Annotated in this window: 18 protein-coding genes; 5 read left to right on the top strand and 13 right to left on the bottom strand. The window is 37.9% G+C overall.

The features are described from left to right. Positions 1–66: 66 nt before the first annotated feature. Together proC and QV04_RS02770 are read left to right on the top strand one after the other, a co-directional pair. Positions 67–882: a pyrroline-5-carboxylate reductase gene (proC, locus tag QV04_RS02765; protein WP_039135041.1), complete on the top strand. Its 816-nt coding sequence runs from the start codon at positions 67–69 to the stop codon at positions 880–882. Then, positions 882–2,054 carry a 3-phenylpropionate MFS transporter gene (locus QV04_RS02770; protein WP_039172255.1) on the top strand — a complete coding sequence of 391 codons (1,173 nt, stop codon included), beginning with the start codon at positions 882–884 and terminating at the stop codon, positions 2,052–2,054. The genes proC and QV04_RS02770 overlap by 1 nt, the downstream gene beginning before the upstream one ends. A 57-nt stretch (positions 2,055–2,111) precedes the next feature. Here the strand turns inward: QV04_RS02770 and cgtA are convergent, their stop codons facing one another. The 9 genes from cgtA to kduI form a co-directional block, all read right to left on the bottom strand. Beyond that, positions 2,112–3,278 (bottom strand): Obg family GTPase CgtA, encoded by a 1,167-nt coding sequence (cgtA, locus tag QV04_RS02775; protein WP_065231079.1) that lies wholly within the window; start codon positions 3,276–3,278, stop codon positions 2,112–2,114. 17 nt (positions 3,279–3,295) lie between these two features. Continuing rightward, positions 3,296–4,240, bottom strand: coding sequence for a DMT family transporter (locus QV04_RS02780; RefSeq protein WP_065231078.1), 945 nt, complete (start codon positions 4,238–4,240; stop codon positions 3,296–3,298). Between the two features lie 169 nt (positions 4,241–4,409). Beyond that, positions 4,410–4,580, bottom strand: coding sequence for a 50S ribosomal protein L33 (gene rpmG, locus QV04_RS02785; RefSeq protein ID WP_005542835.1), 171 nt, complete (start codon positions 4,578–4,580; stop codon positions 4,410–4,412). An 11-nt stretch (positions 4,581–4,591) separates the two neighbouring features. After that, positions 4,592–4,828, bottom strand: a complete 237-nt coding sequence (gene rpmB / locus QV04_RS02790; protein ID WP_013746215.1) for a 50S ribosomal protein L28 — start codon at positions 4,826–4,828, stop codon at positions 4,592–4,594. Positions 4,829–5,044: 216 nt separating this feature from the next. Further along, complete coding sequence (locus QV04_RS02795) at positions 5,045–5,569, bottom strand: YgjV family protein (protein WP_065233143.1); 525 nt, start codon at positions 5,567–5,569, stop codon at positions 5,045–5,047. Positions 5,570–5,600: 31 nt separating this feature from the next. After that, a complete protein-coding gene (locus QV04_RS02800; RefSeq protein ID WP_065233144.1) occupies positions 5,601–6,908 on the bottom strand; it encodes a TRAP transporter large permease in 1,308 nt (435 codons plus the stop codon). Positions 6,909–6,926: 18 nt separating this feature from the next. Next, on the bottom strand, positions 6,927–7,412 hold the full coding sequence (locus tag QV04_RS02805) for a TRAP transporter small permease (protein ID WP_197494784.1): 486 nt from the start codon (positions 7,410–7,412) through the stop codon (positions 6,927–6,929). A gap of 53 nt (positions 7,413–7,465) precedes the next feature. Next, positions 7,466–8,452, bottom strand: coding sequence for a TRAP transporter substrate-binding protein (locus QV04_RS02810; RefSeq protein ID WP_039135056.1), 987 nt, complete (start codon positions 8,450–8,452; stop codon positions 7,466–7,468). 45 nt (positions 8,453–8,497) lie between these two features. Further along, complete coding sequence (gene kduI, locus QV04_RS02815; protein WP_065233145.1) at positions 8,498–9,340, bottom strand: 5-dehydro-4-deoxy-D-glucuronate isomerase; 843 nt, start codon at positions 9,338–9,340, stop codon at positions 8,498–8,500. A gap of 278 nt (positions 9,341–9,618) precedes the next feature. Between kduI and kdgR the strand changes: the two genes are divergently transcribed. Next, the gene (gene kdgR, locus QV04_RS02820) at positions 9,619–10,416 is read left to right on the top strand and encodes a DNA-binding transcriptional regulator KdgR (RefSeq protein ID WP_065231075.1); all 798 of its coding nucleotides are present in this window, start codon (positions 9,619–9,621) and stop codon (positions 10,414–10,416) included. On the opposite strand, the gene QV04_RS02825 is transcribed toward kdgR, so the two are convergent. The 3 genes from QV04_RS02825 to QV04_RS02835 form a co-directional block, all read right to left on the bottom strand. After that, positions 10,413–11,324 (bottom strand): sugar kinase, encoded by a 912-nt coding sequence (locus QV04_RS02825; RefSeq protein WP_065231074.1) that lies wholly within the window; start codon positions 11,322–11,324, stop codon positions 10,413–10,415. The two genes, kdgR and QV04_RS02825, sit on opposite strands and share 4 nt — an antisense overlap. 24 nt (positions 11,325–11,348) lie before the next feature. Beyond that, positions 11,349–12,107: a 2-dehydro-3-deoxy-D-gluconate 5-dehydrogenase KduD gene (gene kduD, locus QV04_RS02830; RefSeq protein ID WP_065231073.1), complete on the bottom strand. Its 759-nt coding sequence runs from the start codon at positions 12,105–12,107 to the stop codon at positions 11,349–11,351. A 157-nt stretch (positions 12,108–12,264) separates the two neighbouring features. After that, positions 12,265–13,479, bottom strand: coding sequence for a pyridoxal phosphate-dependent aminotransferase (locus tag QV04_RS02835; RefSeq protein ID WP_039169212.1), 1,215 nt, complete (start codon positions 13,477–13,479; stop codon positions 12,265–12,267). Positions 13,480–13,625: 146 nt separating this feature from the next. On the opposite strand from QV04_RS02835, the gene QV04_RS02840 reads away from it, so the two are divergent. After that, complete coding sequence (locus tag QV04_RS02840; RefSeq protein WP_065231072.1) at positions 13,626–14,909, top strand: isochorismate synthase; 1,284 nt, start codon at positions 13,626–13,628, stop codon at positions 14,907–14,909. A 15-nt stretch (positions 14,910–14,924) separates the two neighbouring features. Continuing rightward, positions 14,925–16,631, top strand: coding sequence for a 2-succinyl-5-enolpyruvyl-6-hydroxy-3-cyclohexene-1-carboxylic-acid synthase (gene menD / locus QV04_RS02845; RefSeq protein ID WP_065231071.1), 1,707 nt, complete (start codon positions 14,925–14,927; stop codon positions 16,629–16,631). Between the two features lie 94 nt (positions 16,632–16,725). On the opposite strand, the gene QV04_RS11590 is transcribed toward menD, so the two are convergent. Beyond that, positions 16,726–20,277, bottom strand: a 3,552-nt coding sequence (locus tag QV04_RS11590) for a hypothetical protein (protein WP_197494785.1), incomplete at its 5' end; no start/stop codon positions are given.

The following is a 20,277-nucleotide window of genomic DNA, read 5'->3' on the forward strand; positions in this document are numbered from 1 at the left end:
ATAGTTATCTTCATAGCTGTCGGGTACAATAGCCGCTATTGTACCGTGATTTATGGAGAAAATCTTATGCAACTGAAAAAGATCGCCTTTATCGGCGGCGGCAATATGGCACGTGCCATTGCATTGGGATTATTAGCAAAAGGCTATCAAGCAGATCACATTATGATTTGCGATCATAACGAAAACAAACGTCAAGCCTTTGAAGAAAAAGGCATATTAACCACAGCGGTATCCACCAGCGCTATTGAATTTGCCGAAGTGATTGTGTTGGCGGTTAAACCACAAAATATGCAACAAACCTGCCAGGTATTTCAACAATATGATTTACAACATAAATGGCTGATTTCTATCGCTGCCGGCATCAGCGTAGACACGTTGCAGCGTTATCTACCCTCCGCCAAACAAATTGTACGTGTTATGCCGAACACACCTGCTTTGATCGGCGAAGGAATGTCCGGTTTATATGCCAATCCGAATGTTAATTTGGAATTTAAAAAATATGCCACAGAACTTTTCAATGCGATTGGTCAAAGTTGCTGGGTGGAAACAGAATCCAGCATTAATACTATTATTGCAACTTCCGGCAGTAGCCCAGCTTATTTTTTCCTCTTTATGGAAGCGATGCAAAAAACTGCGATGGCAATGGGATTGGATGAACAGCAATCACGTTTATTAGTGCAACAAACCGCGTTGGGTGCAGCACAAATGGTAATTAAAAATCCAGATTTGTCCTTAGAGATCTTACGTCAACAAGTCACTTCTAAGGGCGGCACGACTGCGGCGGCGATTAATGTGTTCCAACAACATCAGCTAGAACAGACGATTGCACAAGCAATGCAAGCGGCAGTGGCACGTGCGGAAGAGATGGAGAAATTATTTTGATTAAACTGAAATCAAATTATTGGCTCATTCTCAATTATTTTGGCTATTTCTGTGCCTATGGTGTGTTTGTGCCACTTATTCCAGTGTGGTTACAATCACAATCTTACAGTGATGAAAATATTGCTCTTTTGCTAGCTTCTGCCTACATATTCCGTTTCTTGGGCGGTATTTTCTTTTCCGGCAAAATTAAAGATACCGCTTATCTACCGGCAATGTTACGCAATCTGGCATTTTCCTCTGCTTTAGTTATTTTAATGATTGCCATCAGCTCATGGTATTGGCACTCTTTTTTATTAATTTTTGTGCTATTTGCTCTGTTTAGTCTATTCAACGGTGCTGGAATGCCATTGCAGGATAGTCTTGCTGGTATTTGGAATCGACAAATCGGCTTAGATTATGGCAGAGTACGTTTAATCGGTTCATTAGGGTTCGTGATTGGAGTAGTAGTTTTTGGTGCATTAATTAGTTATCTTGGCGATTCTTCTATTATTTGGGTCATCTTGAGTTTATTAATCGTCTATATTTTATACCAACTGCCAATCCCCGCGACACTTCCAATTTCTAATCTGCAAGCAACCCAAGCGAAAAGTATAAGTTATCGTCAATTATTATCCGAAACGAATACTCTCCGTTTATTGATCGCCATTTCATTAATTCAAGGCTCACACGGTGCTTACTATGCTTACAGTACCATCTATTGGGTTTCACAGGGTATCGATCTGAAAACCACTAGCCTATTGTGGGGAATTTCTGTGGTAGCGGAAGTGATTTTGTTCTTTTTTGCTTCCAAATTATTTAAACATTGGAATATTACTACATTATTTACGCTAAGCATCATTGCTGCTGCTATCCGCTGGATGGCATTTCCAGTATTAGGAAATTTAGCATTGTTGACCTTGTTACAACTATTTCACGCATTAACTTACGCTGTCAGCCACTTTGCCACTGTTCGCTATATTTCTGCTCAACCCGATTCACATATCGCTAAGTTACAGGCGTTATATAACGGTATCAGCAACTGTATCGCTGTCGCACTGTTGACCGCATTATCCGGCGTTATTTACAGCTACAACCCGACTTTCGCATTCTGGACAATGGCAGCTTTTGCCTTATCGGCATTACTGTTTTTACCAAAAACAAATTGTGGAAAAGTCACTGCAATCCGTGAATAAACAAAAAGGATAGTATAAAACGTACTATCCTCTTTCTATTTGTATTTTAGACAAAGTTTATGGTTTATAAATAATCTCCACACCCTCTTCGTCTTCTTCTGACCAATCATCATCCCAGTCGTCGTCACCTTCTTCAACATCTGCCAACTGTTGCTGGTGATAGTCCTCCCATTTGAATTTCACTTCTTCATTCTCGGCAACAACCACTTTTTCGCGCGGATTGGCTTCAATAAAGTCCATCACCTCTCTGACCAAATCCGGTACATTGCGCCCTGTTGCAGCGGAAATAAGATAATAATCACTGTCCCAACCGATACGTTCAGCAATTTCTGCCGCACGCTGTTGCGCTTCCTCATCGCTCAAGGTATCCATTTTATTGAAAACCAGCCAACGTGGCTTATCCGCTAATTTTTCGCTGTATTGGAACAATTCGGTTTCGATAATCGCAATATTATCCGCTGGATCACTCTCATCAATTGGCAGAATATCCACCAAATGGATCAACACTCGACAACGTTCAAGGTGTTTTAAGAAACGAGTTCCTAAACCGGCTCCTTCTGACGCCCCTTCGATCAATCCTGGGATATCCGCAATAACGAAACTACGGTTTGCATCCACTTTCACCACACCTAAACTCGGCACCAATGTGGTAAAAGGGTAATCCGCCACTTTCGGCTTTGCTGCTGACACCGCACGGATAAAAGTTGATTTACCAGCATTAGGCAACCCCAACATTCCAACATCAGCAAGCAACATTAACTCTAACTGCAAATCTCGTTTTTCACCCGGCGTACCATTAGTTTTTTGGCGAGGCGCACGATTTACCGATGATTTAAAACGAGTATTCCCCAAACCGTGATAACCGCCTTTTGCTACCAATAATTTCATATTATGTTCAGTTAAGTCACCAATGACCTCTTTGGTATCGTTATCAACCGCACGCGTACCAACTGGTACACGTAACGTGATATCATTACCACGATGTCCGGTGCAGTTAGAACTGCGCCCGTTCTCGCCTCGTCCTGCCGCAAACCGTTTTTCAAAACGATAATCTACCAATGTATTTAAATTTTCATCAGCAATTAGGTAAACATCACCACCATCGCCACCATCACCACCATCAGGCCCACCTTTCGGAATATATTTCTCTCGGCGAAAACTGACACAACCATTGCCACCATCACCAGCTTCAACACGAATTAAGGCTTCATCAATAAATTTCATCTTGTTTTAATCTCCTATTACGTCACAGGACGTTTTTTCAATAATTTATGTCCTAATGCTGAACATAGTGCACCTAATACAACGATAAAAGCACCGATATACGCCAAAGTATTTAATTCAGAAGCCGGCACAATATCCGGATAGATTCGGTGGAAAGTTTCAACAAACACAATGGTAAACAATGGCGTTAAAGTAAGAATTGAACTCACTTTGGACACTTCCCAACGGTTTAAGGCTTCGGCATAAGCACCATAAGCAATTAATGTATTTAAACAGCAATAGACTAAACATAATGCTATCGGCCAAGTCAAATTTTCTAATTTAGCCGGATGACTTAACGGTGTAAAAATTAATGAGGCGCCGATATAAAAAATAAATAAAATCTGCTGAGAATTAAAACGGCGTAACAATAATTTTTGTGCAATCGCATAAGATACCCAAATAATTGCCGCAGAAACACAGATAATCACCCCCATAGTATAAGTGGTCAAACTGGTGAACAATTCAACTAAACGTGCATTAAAAAATGTCAGTAGTCCAATAAATAAAAGTATTGCGCCAACTTTCTGATTCCAACTTAATTTTTCTTTAAAAATCAACACACCGGCAAGCATCATAATAAATGGCGACACTTGCCCAAGCACCTGTGAAACCGAAGGATTAATATATTCCAATGACGTGTTGAATAAAATAAAGTTTATCGCTAACCCCAAAGTACCAATAATTGTGATCCAACGAAAACGTTGATTAAACGCAATGCGAAACTTCGGCATTTTTCCTGTCACCAGCAAGATAATCGCTAGCCCAAGCATCGCTACTAAAAAACGTAACCATACTATGGTGTAACTATCTAAAACAGTTAAAACACGTTGCAATGCAAGCGGCAGAGATCCCCAACAGATCGCTGTCGTCAATGCCAATAAAAACCCCGATAATGGTCGTTCTACTTGCTTCTGCTTCATTGTTTTTCCTTACTTGTTTATCTTTCTGCTCAGAATACTCTCAATCTTTTTCAGGCTCAATTCAGGAAATACTATAACTTCTTCCATTAAAGAATATAAAAAACTGCACCCATCAGTAAAAACCGTTGGGTGCAGTTAGAATTAAAAATTTTGACTTACAAAAAAACGATTATTTAATTTTCGCTTCTTTATAAATAACATGCTTACGAACAACTGGATCAAATTTTTTGATTTCCATTTTTTCCGGCATATTACGTTTATTTTTAGTTGTAGTATAGAAATGACCTGTTTCAGCAGTTGAAACTAGTCTGATTTTCTCACGTGCACCTTTTGCTGCCATTGTTCAGCTCCTTAGATTTTTTCGCCTTTAGCACGAAGATCAGCTAAAACTGCATCGATGCCTTTTTTATCAATAATACGCATACCTTTCGCTGTTAAGCGTAAAGTTACGAAACGGTTTTCACTTTCAACCCAAAAACGATGGGTATGTAGATTCGGTAAAAAACGACGACGAGTTGCGTTCATTGCGTGTGAACGGTTATTACCAACTGCCGGACGTTTGCCTGTTACTTGACAGACTCTGGACATTTGTAATTCTCCAATAATTAACTAAAGCTTAAGCTCAACGGCTCGGATTACCAACATTCTAATTGGTTTAGATTTGTTAGCTACCTCGTCAGGTATTAAAACCCGACCCGCTACTAACTATATTAAAGGTCGTGGATTATACTCACTTTATCTTGATTTCTCAAGCCTGATCATAAAATACCTGCAGAAAAAGAGAAAAATTTCCTATTATTCTGACTATTTCATTGTATATTGCCGTTGCTCTCTATTTTGTAACACTAATCGTAAAATGGTAATAGCATTCATCACAATAACGGTAGATTCCAATAAAATTCCGCCAAATGAACCTACTAAAATATTATTTGTCAGCCAACAGCCTGACCCCACTAGCATCAACAGACGCATTGGAATACCTTTTAATAAAAAGAGAGAAATTGTACCAATGGTTGTACCAAAAATCGGGAAAAACTGCCACAAGGAGTCCGCTACTACATAACCGAAAATAATCCCTATAATAACAAAGAAAAGTGCAACATATTTTGAAGAAACATAAATCGATGTTGCTGTACGGCACGCCGACAACAACGAACTTAACGCTGAAACTGACGCCCCTAATAAAATAAAATGCGACATATAGGTCAGATTCTGCACCAGCATCACAATCTTCAATTTTTTATCATTACGTTGATAAAAACTTAGCACACCTAAAATAAAAGCAAGTACACCTAAAAATTGTGGTAAGTTAAATATCTGTTCTAGCATATCGCATTGATCCTAAAAAATAGTTAGGAATTTATTTTACTAATCCCATTAATTCAGGAATAGACATTGAAATTGAAGGAAGATATGTTACTAACATTAATACCATAAAAATCGCAAAGAAAAACGGCAATAATGTTTTTATAACCCGTTCAATTTCAACATTTCCTACTTTACAACCTGTAAATAGAATTGGCCCTACCGGTGGGGTAATTGTTCCTAATGATAAATTAAATACTAATAAAATACCGAATTGTACAGGACTCATCCCCAAAGACATACAAATAGGTAAAAAAATCGGTGTAAAAATTAATACCGCCGGTGTGGGATCCATAAAGGTTCCTACCAATAAAAGAATTAAATTTATAATTAATAAAATTAATATTGGATTATCTGTAATAGATAATAATCCGGAGGCAATCATATTCGGAATCTGAGTAAATGCCATTACCCAAGACATTACAGAAGAGGTTGCCAACATAAAAATAACAATTGCAGACATTTTAGCTGTTTGTAAAAAAATTTGCGGTAGCATCTTCAAAGAAAGCGTTCTGTAACACAAACTCAATATTAATGAATAGACAACAGCAATCGCAGATGCTTCTGTTGCAGTAAACACTCCTGCAAGTATTCCCCCAATAACAATAATGACTAACGATAAGCTTGGAATAGCTGCCAAAGCAATCTTCACACTGTCTTTGCAAGTCACTTTCTCTTTTGCAATATAACCTCTTTTTTTAGCCATAAATCCGGCAATAATCATTACCGCAACGCCCCATAAAATACCAGGTAAATAACCCGCCATAAATAAAGCAGAAACAGACACACTTCCAGCTACAGTTGCATAAACGATGATAGTATTACTTGGTGGAATTAACATTCCTGTTGGCGCTGAAGCGATATTTACAGCAGCACTATAGCGAGGATCATACCCTTCTTTCTTTTCAATAGGCGTCATAATACCGCCAACTGCCGCCGCTGAAGCGACTCCGGAACCACTAATCGAACCAAATAACATATTAGAAAGAATCGTTGTTTGAGCAAGAGATCCCGGTAAAAAATGACTAAAAATTTTAGCAAAATTGATTAGGCGAATAGCAATACCACCACTATTCATTATATTCCCTGCCAAAATAAAAAATGGTATCGCTAGTAATGCAAAAGAATCCAATCCAACAAAAATACGTTGTGCTGAAGTGACCATCCCTCCTTGAAAAGGTAGTATTGCTAACATTGCAGCGACAGAAGATATACCGACACTAATACTGATCGGTGTTCCGATCACTAAGAAAAATACTGTACCTACCAACATAATAAGTGCAGCAGTCGTTGCTAAATCCATAGTTTCCTCCCATGAAATTTATTTTTTTGTGCAGTGATAAAACGTGGCTAAATTACAAATAGAATAAAAAACAATAATTGCTCCACTAATAGGAATTGCTGAATAAATAACACCGATCGGAATTTGCAATGCGGAATCTAATTGGAACATCTGTCTAACAGTTGCACTATAACCACCAATAATCATCACCCCAATAGCAAACGTTGCAATTACTATTTCAGAGATAGAATCAGCAACCACTTGTAATTTCGGAGGAAATTTATTTTTCAGAAAAGCGATTTCCATATGTTCTCTTAAACCAAAAACATAAGCACCGGCAAATAAAATTAACCAAACGAATAAATAACGAGATAATATTTCACTTACTGCACTTGGACTATTAAATACATAACGCACAACAACTTGATAAGTAATCAATACCGTCATTAAGCCAACAATAAAAATACATATCCATTCAATGGCTCTATCTAAAATTTTCTTTATTAACAACAAAATATCAAACACCACACACCTCCTAAAATAAATAAGGATAGGCAAGCAGCCTATCCTTTAAGCATCTATTTCAATGCAATAATTTTTTCATACAATGCTTTTTGTGCTGGCGTTTTGATTAATTCCTCTTGAAGTGGTTTGCAACTTTCTTGGAATGGTGTTGTATCTACTTCAACGAAAGTAGCTCCTTTCTCTTTTGCAAAAGCTTCCGCAGTTTTAATTTGATCATTCCATAACTCAAATTCTTTTTTAGTGCTTTCTCTAGCAAGCTTTTTCAAAGTTTCCTGATCTTTTGGCGTCATAGTGGAAAGAAAAGCATCACTCACAACCAATAAATCTGCTACGCGTAAATGTCCTGTACGAGAAAAATACGGTGCTACTTCATATTGTTTCAAATCCGCATAGGTAATCTCATTATTTTCTGCACCATCCAATACCCCTTGTTGAATTGCCGTATAAACTTCACCTTGGTTCATTGGAACTCCTGTACCGCCCATACAGGATAGCATTTTAATCATTGTATCTGACTGTAATACTCTGATTTTTTTACCTTTCAAATCTTCTTTAGATTTAATTGGGCCACCTTTGGTATAAAGGCTCCTCGCACCTGCAGTATAAGCAGTTAATACCTCAAAACCGAACTTCTTAGTGGAAGCAAACAAATCATCTAAAATTCCAGAAGTAAACACTTTCTCTTGATGTGCAGTATTGGCATAAACATATGGAATACCTAATACCGCAAAGGTTTTATCAAAATTTTCCACTAAAGGATTAGCAACAACAGCCATTTGGATAGCTCCATTCTGCACTAATTCTAATGAAGCTCTCTGATTCCCTAATAATTCATTAGGAAAAACATTCACTTTATAACGACCATCCGTTGCTTTGGAAAGTTCTTTTCCAAATTGTTGCAATGCTTGATATTGAGGATGTTTATCAGATTGGTTAAAAGCAATTTTTACCTCTGTTGCCGCTAGAACAGAAGAGGAGTAAATCGCCGTAATAGCAGCCGCAAAAAGAGTTGCTTTTTTAGATAATTTGAAGACTTTCATAATTACTCTCCTATAGTGGATAATTCATAAATTTTTAAAATAGTGCTAACGTAAATCCTGCATTGAAACAAAATCCATATCATCGAAAGTTTGATTCTCGCCAACCATACCCCACACAAAACTGTAATTTTTCGTACCACAACCTGAATGGATAGACCAACTTGGTGAAATAATTAATTGTTTATCGCGAACAACAATATGACGGGTTTCTGTTGGTTCTCCCAAGAAATGGAACACTACTTGATCGGGTTCAATATTAAAATAGAGATACGCCTCCATACGGCGTTCGTGTGTATGAGCAGGCATCGTATTCCATACGCTACCTTTTTCTAATTCAGTCATTCCCATACATAATTGACAAGTTTCCAAAACTTCAGGATGAAGATATTGATTAATTGTGCGGGCATTGGAATTTTCTAATGTCCCTAATTTGACTTTTCTGGCATCAACATATTTAATCAACTTACTAGGAAATGTGCGATGAGCAGGCGCACTTAACCCATATAACACAGCCGGAGATTTATCATCTTGAGATGAAAAAGTGATCTCTTCTGTTCCTTTACCTAAATAAATTGCATCTAAATGCCCTACAGTGAAACTTCCTTGTTTAGTAGTAATAACCGCTGTACCGCCTAAATTAATAATTCCTAATTCTCTACGTTCTAAGAAAAATTCTGTACCAAATGATTTTTTATCAATCACTTCATCTAACGATAATATTTCCCCACTATTTGGAATAGCACCCAAGGCAACTAAACGGTCAATATGGCTATAAACAACATTAATCTTGCCGGGCTGAAATAAATCCTCACAAAGAAAGGCTTCACGAAGACGTGTCGTATCGTAATGTTTTGCATCCTCTGGATGCATATTGTGTAAAATTTTCATTTTTACCTCCTAAAAAATTAGAATTACTCTAAATTAGTTTTTTTGTATCGTCTATCAAAAAATTCAAAATTTGTGATAAAGATCTAAAAAAATTAAAACAATGTTTTATTTTTATGGAAGATAATTCTTTAATTATGTATTTTAGACAAACATATCCCCCTCAAGTTAACTTAATGTGAAGAATAATGTTTGATTAGGTCTCAGGATATTCCTAATTAATAACCAATTGTTTATAATTTAACATCTTTAATGATATACAATTTAATGCTTGTAAAAATATGAAAAAAGAAAATGCACCTGAAGCCGTAGCTTCAGTAATGAAAGTATTCAGTATTTTAGAAATCCTATCGGAACAAAAAGATATCGGAATAACCGAACTGTCTCAGAAATTAATGATGTCAAAAAGCACAACCTATCGTTTTCTGCAAACAATGAAAACTTTAGGGTATGTTTATCAGGAAGATGATAGTGATAAATATGGATTAAGTTTAAAACTATTTGAGCTAAGTGCTAGATCATTAGAATATGTTGATCTTATCTCTTTTGCAGATAAAGAGATGCAATATATTGCAGAACAAACCGGTGAAGCATTGCATTTAGGGATTCTCGAAGGGCACGAAATTGTTTATATGCATAAAATTGATTCAAAATATAATCTTAGAATGCAATCTAGAATAGGGCGAAGAAATCCTCTTTATAGTACGGCTATTGGAAAAATTCTGTTATCCGGAGTATCTGATGATGAAGTTCGTACAATTTTGGCTGATGTTGATATGGTACAATCGACCAAAAATACAGTTGATAATGTTGAAAAATTAATTCCGGAGTTACATTCAGTAAGGGAAAATCATTATGCCGAAGATAATGAAGAACAAGAAGAAGGTTTAATCTGTATTGCCGCACCGGTTTATAACAGATTGGGGCAAATTATTGCAGGCATATCAATTTCTTTACCAACAATCCGCTTTAAAGAAAAGGATCGCCCATATTTAGTCAATTTATTACAGCAGGCAGGAAAGCACATTTCCGAACGCTTAGGTTTCTATGGCTATCCTGCTCTACAAAGCCATAATTAGATTGATGGCATTGCAACTTTCGGAATAATCGCACCTTTGTGTTGAATGACTGTTCCAGCCAACAAATGCCCTGCTTGTGCTGATTCCACAATGGTTCCGCCTTGCAGGCGTTTTGCCAAATATCCGGCACTAAAAGAATCACCGGCGGCAGTGGTATCCACCACTTTTTCTACACGTGTAGCTTCTACTTGATAACGTTCCGATTTAGTGGCTATTACACAAGGTTCTTTCCCTCTTTTCACCACGACTTCTTTCACACCTAATTCCAATGCTTGTTGAATAGACTGTTCATAATCAGTAAAACCGAACAGAGTCTGATCATCCTCAAAGGTTAAAAATGCAATATCAGACAGCGCCAATATCCTTTTATAAATATCTCTTGCTACTTCAACATTTTCCCATAATGCCGGACGATAATTATTATCAAAAATAACCTCTATGTCAGTCTGTGCTATCGCTTCCAATAACTTCTCTCGATCACGATTCGGCAAAATTGCCAAGCTAATACCACTCAAATAGAGATAAGAATAGCCAGAAAGCAGGTTCGCTATTTCACTGATAGACAAATCTGCCAACCAATAACGAGCTGCGGCATCATTACGCCAGTATAAAAACCGACGCTCACCTTGAGAATCAGTTTTAATCATATATAAGCCGGGCTGTTTATTGGCAACGACAGCGACCGCATCAGTATCTATATCTTCTTGTTGCCAATAATTGATCATTGCCCGACTTAAATCATCTTTCCCTATTCCAGTAAGATAGGACACTTTTGCTGAAGTACCCAACAATCGAGAAAGATAAATCGCCGTATTAAGCGTATCCCCCGCAAATCCCTGACGATAACAGTCATTATCGTTCCAGAGTTCAATCATACATTCACCTAAAATTGCAATTTTTTTCTCCATTTATTGATACCTCACTATGTATAACTATCTTGCCAACCAACCACCATCTACTGCAATTGTATATCCATTAATATAATCAGAAGCAGCAGAAGCTAAAAATACACAAGGCCCAGCAACATCTTCTGGCAGTCCCCATCTTCCTGCCGGAATACGCTCTAAAATTTCTTTGCTTCTAGTTTCATCGCTACGCAATGCCGATGTATTATCCGTAGCCATATAACCCGGTGCAATCGCATTAACATTAATGTTATATTTTGCCCATTCATTGGCCATTAGACGCGTAATCCCCATCACTCCACTTTTAGATGCGGTATAAGATGGAACACGAATACCACCTTGAAATGAAAGCATTGAAGCAATATTAATAATCTTACCGCCAGATTGTTGTTTTATAAACTGTTTTGCAACTGCTTGAGAGAAGAAAAAGACACTTTTTAAATTAATATTAATTACATCATCCCAGTCTTTTTCACTGAACTCAATCGCATCCTGACGACGAATAATACCCGCATTATTTACTAAAATATCAACTTTACCAAAAGCTTCAACTGCTTTTTCCACGAGCGAAGTAATTTGATCCTGTTCCATTAAATTTGCCGGTAAGTTAATGAAACGTCTGCCCAATGCCGTAATCTTTTCTGCAGTTTCTGAAGCATCACTCAGATTCACTCCGACAACATCACAGCCTGCGGCAGCAAGACCCAAAGCCATTCCTTGCCCCAATCCAGTATTACATCCTGTAACAATTGCCACTTTCCCTGATAAATTAAATTTCTCTAACATTTTTTCCTCCTTAATCAAAAAATCCTATTAAATAATATTCTGTTTCTTTATTTTTGAAAAGTTGTTTTATTATTTTTATAATAAAAATATTTAATTATCTAATGGTAAAAAAATCCCGCTTACTACACTAAATGAAGTAAGCGGGATTAGCAGGAAATTATTGATGATAATGTGTTAAAAATCTGGCAAGTTTGGTCATTGCCTCTTCAATTTGATGAACATATGGCAAGGTTACAATTCGGAAGTGATCCGGTTTATGCCAGTTAAATCCTCGTCCGTGAACCAACAACACTTTCTCTTGAGTTAAAAGATCAAACACAAATTTTTCATCGTCGTGGATGTTATACATTTCTGTATCAATTTTCGGGAACATATACATTGCGCCTTGAGGTTTAACACAACTGATACCGGGAATTTGATTAATCATCTCATACGCTTTATTGCGCTGTTCCAGCAAACGCCCACCCGGCAAAATAAATTCGTTAATACTTTGATATCCCCCTAACGCTGTTTGTATGGCGTGTTGCATCGGTACAGTCGCACATAAACGCATTGATGCCAACATATCCAAGCCTTCAATATAGCCGGCAGCCGCTTTTTTCGGACCGTTAAGCACCATCCATCCTTGACGGAAACCGGCAACACGATAGGCTTTAGATAAGCCGTTCAGGGTAACAGTTAATAAATCCGGTGCTAATGCCGCAATATGATGATGAACAGCACCATCATATAAAATTTTGTCATAAATTTCGTCTGCAAAGATAATCAGTTTATTTTGACGAGCCACTTCCGCTAATTCTAATAATAATGCTTTGCTATAAACCGCCCCAGTCGGATTATTCGGATTAATAATCACAATCGCCTTCGTACGAGGAGAAACCTTCTGCTTAATATCTTCTATATCCGGAAACCAATTCTGTTCTTCATCACATAAATAATGCACAGCTTTACCGCCGGAAAGCGTTACTGCTGCTGTCCATAACGGATAATCAGGCATTGGTATCAACACTTCATCCCCATCATTCAAAAGTGCCTGCATTGACATCGTAATCAACTCTGATACACCGTTACCGATATAAACATCATTGACCCCAATATTAAGCAGTCCTTTTGATTGATAATATTGCACGATCGCTTTGCGTGCGGAATAAAGACCTTTGGAATCACAATATCCCTGTGCTGTCGGCAAATTTCGGATCACATCCACTAAGATTTCATCTGGTGCCTCGAAACCGAATGGCGCCGGATTACCAATATTCAACTTTAAAATCTTATGCCCTTCTTCTTCTAAACGACAAGCCTCTTTATGCACTGGTCCACGAATATCATAACAAACGTGTTCTAATTTATCTGATTTTGGGAAAACATCCATCACTGTCACCTTAAACAATTTATTAACAATAATGGGTTACTTTACGCTAATTTTTTGAGCTTAGAAAGATTTTCAAGAACTTTATTTGAAATTACGGTAAAATTACCGCTTTTATAACATTTGGATAAATAGAATAGCTATTGACAATGGATGTATTTCAACAACTAAAATCATTACTCACTACGCAGATTGCTATTTATCAACCTGATTGCCGCCGCTTTGGTGAAATCCAAGCATCCATAGAGGCTTCAAACATTGATCTTATCGCTTGGTTGAAAGGGCAAGCCGTATTTCCACAATTTTATTTGCAACAACGCCAACAGCAATATGAAATCGCTGCTGTCGGTGCGGTAAGCCACATCACCTCGTTTGAAGAATTAACCACATTTAAACAAGACTATCCCCATTTTAACCTTGTCGGTGGTGTACAATTTTTAGGTGAAGTAAAGTTCATTTTGCCTCGCATTTATTTGCATTATCAACAACAAAAATTAACTGTTAAGCTATTGTTTAATCAAAGAATTTGGCAACAAGAAAAACAACAACTGTTGCAAATTCTACAACAACTGCCACACTCTCAAACTTATAATGAAATCAAGGACATCACACCGATACTACACCATCAAAGTAGTACTCAATCTCAATGGCGGCAGTTAATCCAAAACGCATTAAATGCGATCAAACAACAGCAGTTCAATAAAGTGGTTCTAGCTCGTGAAACAGTATTTCAACTCAATCAACCACTAAATGGCTATGATTTGCTGGCATTAAGTCGTCAAACTAATCAGCATTGTTACCACTTTGCGATTGCTGAATCAGCACATTCTATTTTTTTAGGTGCCAGTCCAGAATGTTTATACTGCCGCACTGATTCAGATTTTCAAACCGAAGCACTTGCTGGTACCGCCCCCATTGGCGAAACAGATGAACAACAACGACAATATCAACAATGGTTATTGCAAGATCAAAAAAATCGCTTGGAAAATCAATTTGTTGTTGATGATATTTGTCAAAAAATTCAACCTTATTGTCAGACAATTGAAGTCGGTAAGGTACAATTACGCCAATTACGCAAAGTTCAGCACCTCTGTCATCCGATTAAGGCAACCTTGCAGCCGCAACATCAATATTGGGAACCATTATTCGCATTACATCCGACCGCTGCGGTTGCTGGTTATCCAAGACAACCGGCATTGTCATTCATTAAAAACAATGAACCGTTTCAACGCAACTGGTATGCCGGAGCAATCGGAGTTATCACACAATCTTTTGCTGAATTTTGTGTTGGACTACGTTCCGCAGAACTCACTAATCAACAATTACACCTCTTTGCCGGTGCCGGCATTGTTAAAGAATCTCAAGCAGATGAAGAGTGGCTAGAAATAGAAAGAAAAATGTCCGGATTACTCTCCCTGTTTGAGCTCAAATAAAATAAGGAGAATACAATGTCTATCAGTACATTTAACCGTTGCTGGTCTAAAGTCATTTTAGAATCACTGCTCCGTTACGGCGTGCATCATATCTGCATTGCACCTGGTTCACGTTCAACACCACTTACACTCGAAGCGGCACGATTACAGGATGAAAGTCGTGTAACCTGTCATACTCACTTTGATGAACGTGGTTTAGGCTTTTTTGCTCTTGGTTTAGCCAAAGCAACGCAAAAACCGGTTGCCATTATTGTTACCTCCGGAACTGCGGTAGCCAACCTTTATCCTGCCATTATTGAGGCTTACCAAACACAAACTAACCTCATCGTATTAACCGCTGATCGTCCGATTGAATTAATCGAATGTGGCGCAAACCAAGCTATTTGCCAACAAAAAATATTTGCTCACTATCCGATTGCTGAAATTAATTTGCCGAAACCAAGTCAAGATTACAGCGCCAACTGGTTAGTATCCACATTAGATCAAGCCTGTTATCAACAACAACTTACCCCCGGTGTCATACATATTAATGTGCCGTTCGCCGAACCACTTTACCAAGCGAATCTGCAACAAATTGACAACCATTCGTGGTTACAACCGCTAAGTTCTTGGTTACACAGCCAAAAACCGTGGGTGAAACATCCGGAAAATCAAGTCGAAGTGCTGATCCACGAAAATTGGGATCTATGGAGAACAAAACGGGGAATTGTCGTTGTCGGACGTTTGCCATTGGAACAAAGTATGGGAATTAGCACTTGGGTTAATACAATGGGTTGGGTATTACTAACGGATGTACAATCCACTGTTGAAGCGACATTGCCTTACGCCGATATTTGGTTAGCAAATAAAACAGTTTTTCAACAATTACTGCAAGCAGATATTGTGATTCAACTTGGTAGTGGCATTGTAAGTAAACGAATTAATCAATTTTTAGCAGCGTTTCAAGGTGAATATTGGCTGATTGATGCTTCACAACGCCGTCTTGATCCGTCACATCATCAACAAACCCGTTTTCACGCTAAAGCTCACCATTGGTTGCGTGCGCATCCACCACTCAGACAAAAACCGTGGTTGCTTGAACCGTTAGCACTATCACAATTTTGTGATAAATTTATTGAACAACAAGTTGGAAGCAATTTAAACGAAGCATCATTGGCTCATCATCTAGAGCGCTTACTGCCAACAAATGGCATACTTTTCCTTGGTAATAGTCTTTTTGTACGTTTAGTTGATGCACTATGCAAACTGCCTAATAACTATCCGATTTATACTAATAGAGGAGCAAGCGGTATCGATGGTTTATTGGCAACCGCCGCTGGTGTTGCTATTGCTCATCAACGCCCTTTGATCGCTTTTATCGGCGACATTTCCGCACTGCACGATCTCAACTCTTTTGCCTTATTCAGAAAGGTCAAATTGCCAACCATTATTTTTATTATTAACAATAATGGCGGTGCAATTTTTGATATGTTGCCAGTAGAAAATGAAGCTAAAGAACAATATTATCGCTTACCACATAATTTAGAGTTTTCACAAATCGCCAATATGTTTGAGCTAAATTATGCACGGCCTTATACTTGGGCAGATTTAAGTTCCACCTTAAAAACAGCTTATATGCGTAAATCCACCACCATTATTGAAATCAAAGTCGGTGCCAGTGAGGGCAGCACTATTTATAAAAATTTGCTTGAACAAATTGCACAAGCGGTTATTGGTGATTAATACAGAAGAAAAAAACAAATCAAATACAAAAGAAAAACCCATCAAGCGGGAAGCTTGATGGGTTTTTGATTACCTGTTTTTAACGCTCAATTAATCAAACAGAAAATTCAGTAACATTAATAGCATCATCGATGGAAATATAAATACCTGTATTTTTATATTCATATTTCTTCGCACCATTTTCTGTTGCTACCTTATGCCAACTACTTTCTATTCTGACACTATCAGCATTCTTTCCATGAACTTCAATCGGACCAATTGTTGAAGCATTGCCACTAACAATATCTCCTTTGTTTCCGATAATGAGTGTTCCACCTTTACCATTCAAATTAAAGACCTCAATGCTAGAAACATCAATATTGTTACCACCAATATCACCATACATTTCCAACCTTACTTTATTTGAATCACTATTTGGTGTACCAAGATTAATTGTATCTCGACCTTCACCACCATAAATCAATGATTGACCTGAGATACTATCATCTTTGAACATAGAGTTAATCGAAATGGCGTCATTTCCTGCACCAAGTTTAATATTATTTGATGAAAGAACCCAAGTATTAATAGTTACCGTATCATTGCCTGAGCCAGACTCAATTTTTGCATGGATCATATTGCCGCCAACACTCATAGTATTCTTACCCTCACCAAGATTAATAATATAGTTATTATCCGGCAAGTTAGCTAATGCATCTTTACTCTCTTCATACCAAGAACGCACATCGTCTTGATAATCACCAGTATATTTCAAACTAGCGTTATAAATCTCTTTAAAGATTGCCTTATCTCTGGCTTCAGAGTAATTAACACTATTACGCACAGTTACAGTGTCATCTCCTGCGCCAAGCAACATAGTTACATTAGCTTGTCCGCCAATTCCCCCTACAGTAATTGTGCTACTGTCTTTTGAAAGAATTAACACATCATCTTTTAGCTCTCCGCCTACCGTCAGAACATCACTTCCTGAACCAAGATCGATAATATTTGATGCCCATTGAGGAGCTGTATCAGTGATCGTTCCACCTACCGTCATCTTATCGTTTCCAGCACCAAGACTAAAATAGTTAGAATATGGTCGATAACTATCATGATCCGCTTCAATTGAACGAGTAATTGAAATGGTATCATCATCATCGCCCATCGATACTTTCGCAGTTGTATTATTCATACCATAGCTGTCTTTAAAGACACCGAAAATACTAAAAGTATCTTTACCGGCGCCCATTAAGATACGCTGAGGGCCATCAAATGAACCACCCGGATAACCAGCAGGACCATAACCACTCATACCTTTACGCAAGATTAACGTGTCATCACCTCCGCGAGTAATCACATCAGTATGACCTCCCATACCAACGGCATCAATAAGATCATTGCGATCATAGGTTTGTAAAGTTGCTTTATACTCTGGAAGATCAGTGCCTCCATCAATAAAGCCACCAAACCCATTACCACCCTGTTTCTGACGAAGAATAATGATATTGTCTTTATCACTTGCTGTTTTTAAACCATTTGAACCATAATCTTTATTTTGCTCTTCATTACCATCACTATCGAAGTTACGAGGACCTCCGTCTTTATTCATATTCGTTGTTAAACGAGCTAAACGAAGCACTTCTGCATCTTTTAATAAATCAACAATTTGAGAATTCCCTTCTTTATCATAGAAAACAAATGTTGATTCCCCATCTCTAATTGTTGTACTCCATTTATGATCTTTCTGAGCCACATCTGCTACATTGCTAAAGTTAGCTAAAACATCTGTCTCCGGATTAGCCAATGCACCATCTTTTCTCCACACTTTAAGACTATCTTCTTTAAAGGTAAATTCAACGTGCAATTTTCCTGCTTCATCGGCATAAATATGATGTTCTACCGCCGGCGGTGTAGTATCTAACGTTACTCGATTTTCTACACTATCGTAAACAGTAGAAGTCCCCAAAACAGTCGTATCATTAGTATTATAAGAGCTAGCTCTTAAAATATAGGTATGCCCATCTTCTGGATTAAAACGACTCGCATCAAATGTAAGTGTTTTTTCTCCCGCTGTCTGATTGCCTTTTGTATCTGACCAAAGTACCCGATCTGGTTCCTTAGTATCAATGATCTCTAATTTCACTACCCAACCATCTAAATTTCCACCTGATGAAACATTATTCTTAATCCCAACGAGAATTTCAGACCAGTTAGCGTCATTAGTTGTTCCATCTTTTTCTACTACCTCTGTAATTGGGTTCTTATTATCCTTAATACTAACACTAGCCACTTTAACAGCATTTTGGTTATTATCTGGATTTGCAAATGGAACCAGCAGTGTCAATTTAGTACCATCTTCAGCCACCACATCAAAAAACTGTTGAGTTGTCTGACTAATTTTTTTTGCAACCTCAGGATCAATACGAATTTGCATATTCCCATTTTCATCTACACGATACTCAGAAATAGATGCACTTGACGGCGTTGGTGTTCCTTGCTTCCAGCCGTCTGTTGGCGCAAGTTTAATCGTAAATGAGTCTCCACCTAAAGTATCTTTAATAGGAATATCTGTTGCATTAATAGTAACAATCCCCTCATTTTCTGATGCATAATCATTAAGATATTTAGCATCTTTAGCATATTTAGCATTCCTGTACTCATCTTTCCAAAATGCTCGATAGAAAAGTGAAGTTCTACTATTTGCTTGCCAAACTGCATCGGCCGCATTAGTTACATCTGGCACTACTGCTTCTAAGGCATTAATTTTGTTCACTAAATCTTGCTTATTATCATCATCTGTATGCACCCATTCCACTGCTGCAATTGCTTTTTCTTTCAACTCTGATAATGGCAGCAACTGTTTATTAAGCGCATTTACCTCATTTGCCGTAAAGCCATGTTCAGCAAGCACTGATTTTTGAGCTTTAAATGCCGCAAATGCTTCTTTCGCTTTCTCATAAGCTTCTTCAGCTAAGGTCTTAGGCGTAGAGCTATTTAGATCAGGATTAGATCCTGCTTTTGCCTCTTCATCATCGGTATAACCATCTTTATCCCGATCTGGTATTTCTTTAACTGTTGCCTCAGTTGCCGATGCGAAATTACCTGCAATGTCAGTTACTGTTGCATTAATAGTTGTGCCGACTGGCGTACTATTTTGTGCAATCGTAATGATACCATTTGCAAGGCTCACACCCTCTACTGAACTTCCTTGTAGTACCCAACCATTTTCTTCTGTCTTACGGTATTCAATTTCATTTGCAGCTTCACTCGGTTTAGTAATCTTCACCTTAAAGACATCACCAATATCAGCATCAGTAGGCAATACAATTGTTGTATCTTTTCCAGCTGGTGCATCAATTTGTGGCTCGCTTGGTGTTGTCGTATCCACCACATAGCGATCACTATTAGGTATCGTTGCTGTTCGCCCTGTTGTTTCATTACGAATAGTCACAACTACTGAACCTTCATCGTACTGACCTTCCGGTAAAGTAATCTTATTACCATCCAATTTAGCCGCTTCACCATTTACTGTAACGCTAGCAATGACATAACCTTGAGGCGGAGTGAAACTCAATTCACCATTGTTAGTGATCTTATCTGTTGCCGAACTTCCAGTATCTTGACTTAATGCCATCTTAACTGTTGGTGCATCCGCTTCTGGTGCTGT

Source organism: Gallibacterium genomosp. 1 (genome assembly GCF_001678575.1).
Lineage (GTDB): Bacteria > Pseudomonadota > Gammaproteobacteria > Enterobacterales > Pasteurellaceae > Gallibacterium.

Coding starts and splice junctions, on each gene's coding strand:
- cgtA (WP_065231079.1), bottom strand. CDS start 3,278: ATGAAATTTATTGATGAAGCCTTAATTCGTGTTGAAGCTGGTGATGGT.
- kduI (WP_065233145.1), bottom strand. CDS start 9,340: ATGAAAATTTTACACAATATGCATCCAGAGGATGCAAAACATTACGAT.
- QV04_RS02800 (WP_065233144.1), bottom strand. CDS start 6,908: ATGGATTTAGCAACGACTGCTGCACTTATTATGTTGGTAGGTACAGTA.
- QV04_RS02825 (WP_065231074.1), bottom strand. CDS start 11,324: ATGGAGAAAAAAATTGCAATTTTAGGTGAATGTATGATTGAACTCTGG.
- QV04_RS02810 (WP_039135056.1), bottom strand. CDS start 8,452: ATGAAAGTCTTCAAATTATCTAAAAAAGCAACTCTTTTTGCGGCTGCT.
- kduD (WP_065231073.1), bottom strand. CDS start 12,107: ATGTTAGAGAAATTTAATTTATCAGGGAAAGTGGCAATTGTTACAGGA.
- menD (WP_065231071.1), top strand. CDS start 14,925: ATGTCTATCAGTACATTTAACCGTTGCTGGTCTAAAGTCATTTTAGAA.
- rpmB (WP_013746215.1), bottom strand. CDS start 4,828: ATGTCCAGAGTCTGTCAAGTAACAGGCAAACGTCCGGCAGTTGGTAAT.
- QV04_RS02835 (WP_039169212.1), bottom strand. CDS start 13,479: ATGGATGTTTTCCCAAAATCAGATAAATTAGAACACGTTTGTTATGAT.
- rpmG (WP_005542835.1), bottom strand. CDS start 4,580: ATGGCAGCAAAAGGTGCACGTGAGAAAATCAGACTAGTTTCAACTGCT.
- QV04_RS02780 (WP_065231078.1), bottom strand. CDS start 4,240: ATGAAGCAGAAGCAAGTAGAACGACCATTATCGGGGTTTTTATTGGCA.
- QV04_RS02795 (WP_065233143.1), bottom strand. CDS start 5,569: ATGCTAGAACAGATATTTAACTTACCACAATTTTTAGGTGTACTTGCT.
- QV04_RS02840 (WP_065231072.1), top strand. CDS start 13,626: ATGGATGTATTTCAACAACTAAAATCATTACTCACTACGCAGATTGCT.
- kdgR (WP_065231075.1), top strand. CDS start 9,619: ATGAAAAAAGAAAATGCACCTGAAGCCGTAGCTTCAGTAATGAAAGTA.
- proC (WP_039135041.1), top strand. CDS start 67: ATGCAACTGAAAAAGATCGCCTTTATCGGCGGCGGCAATATGGCACGT.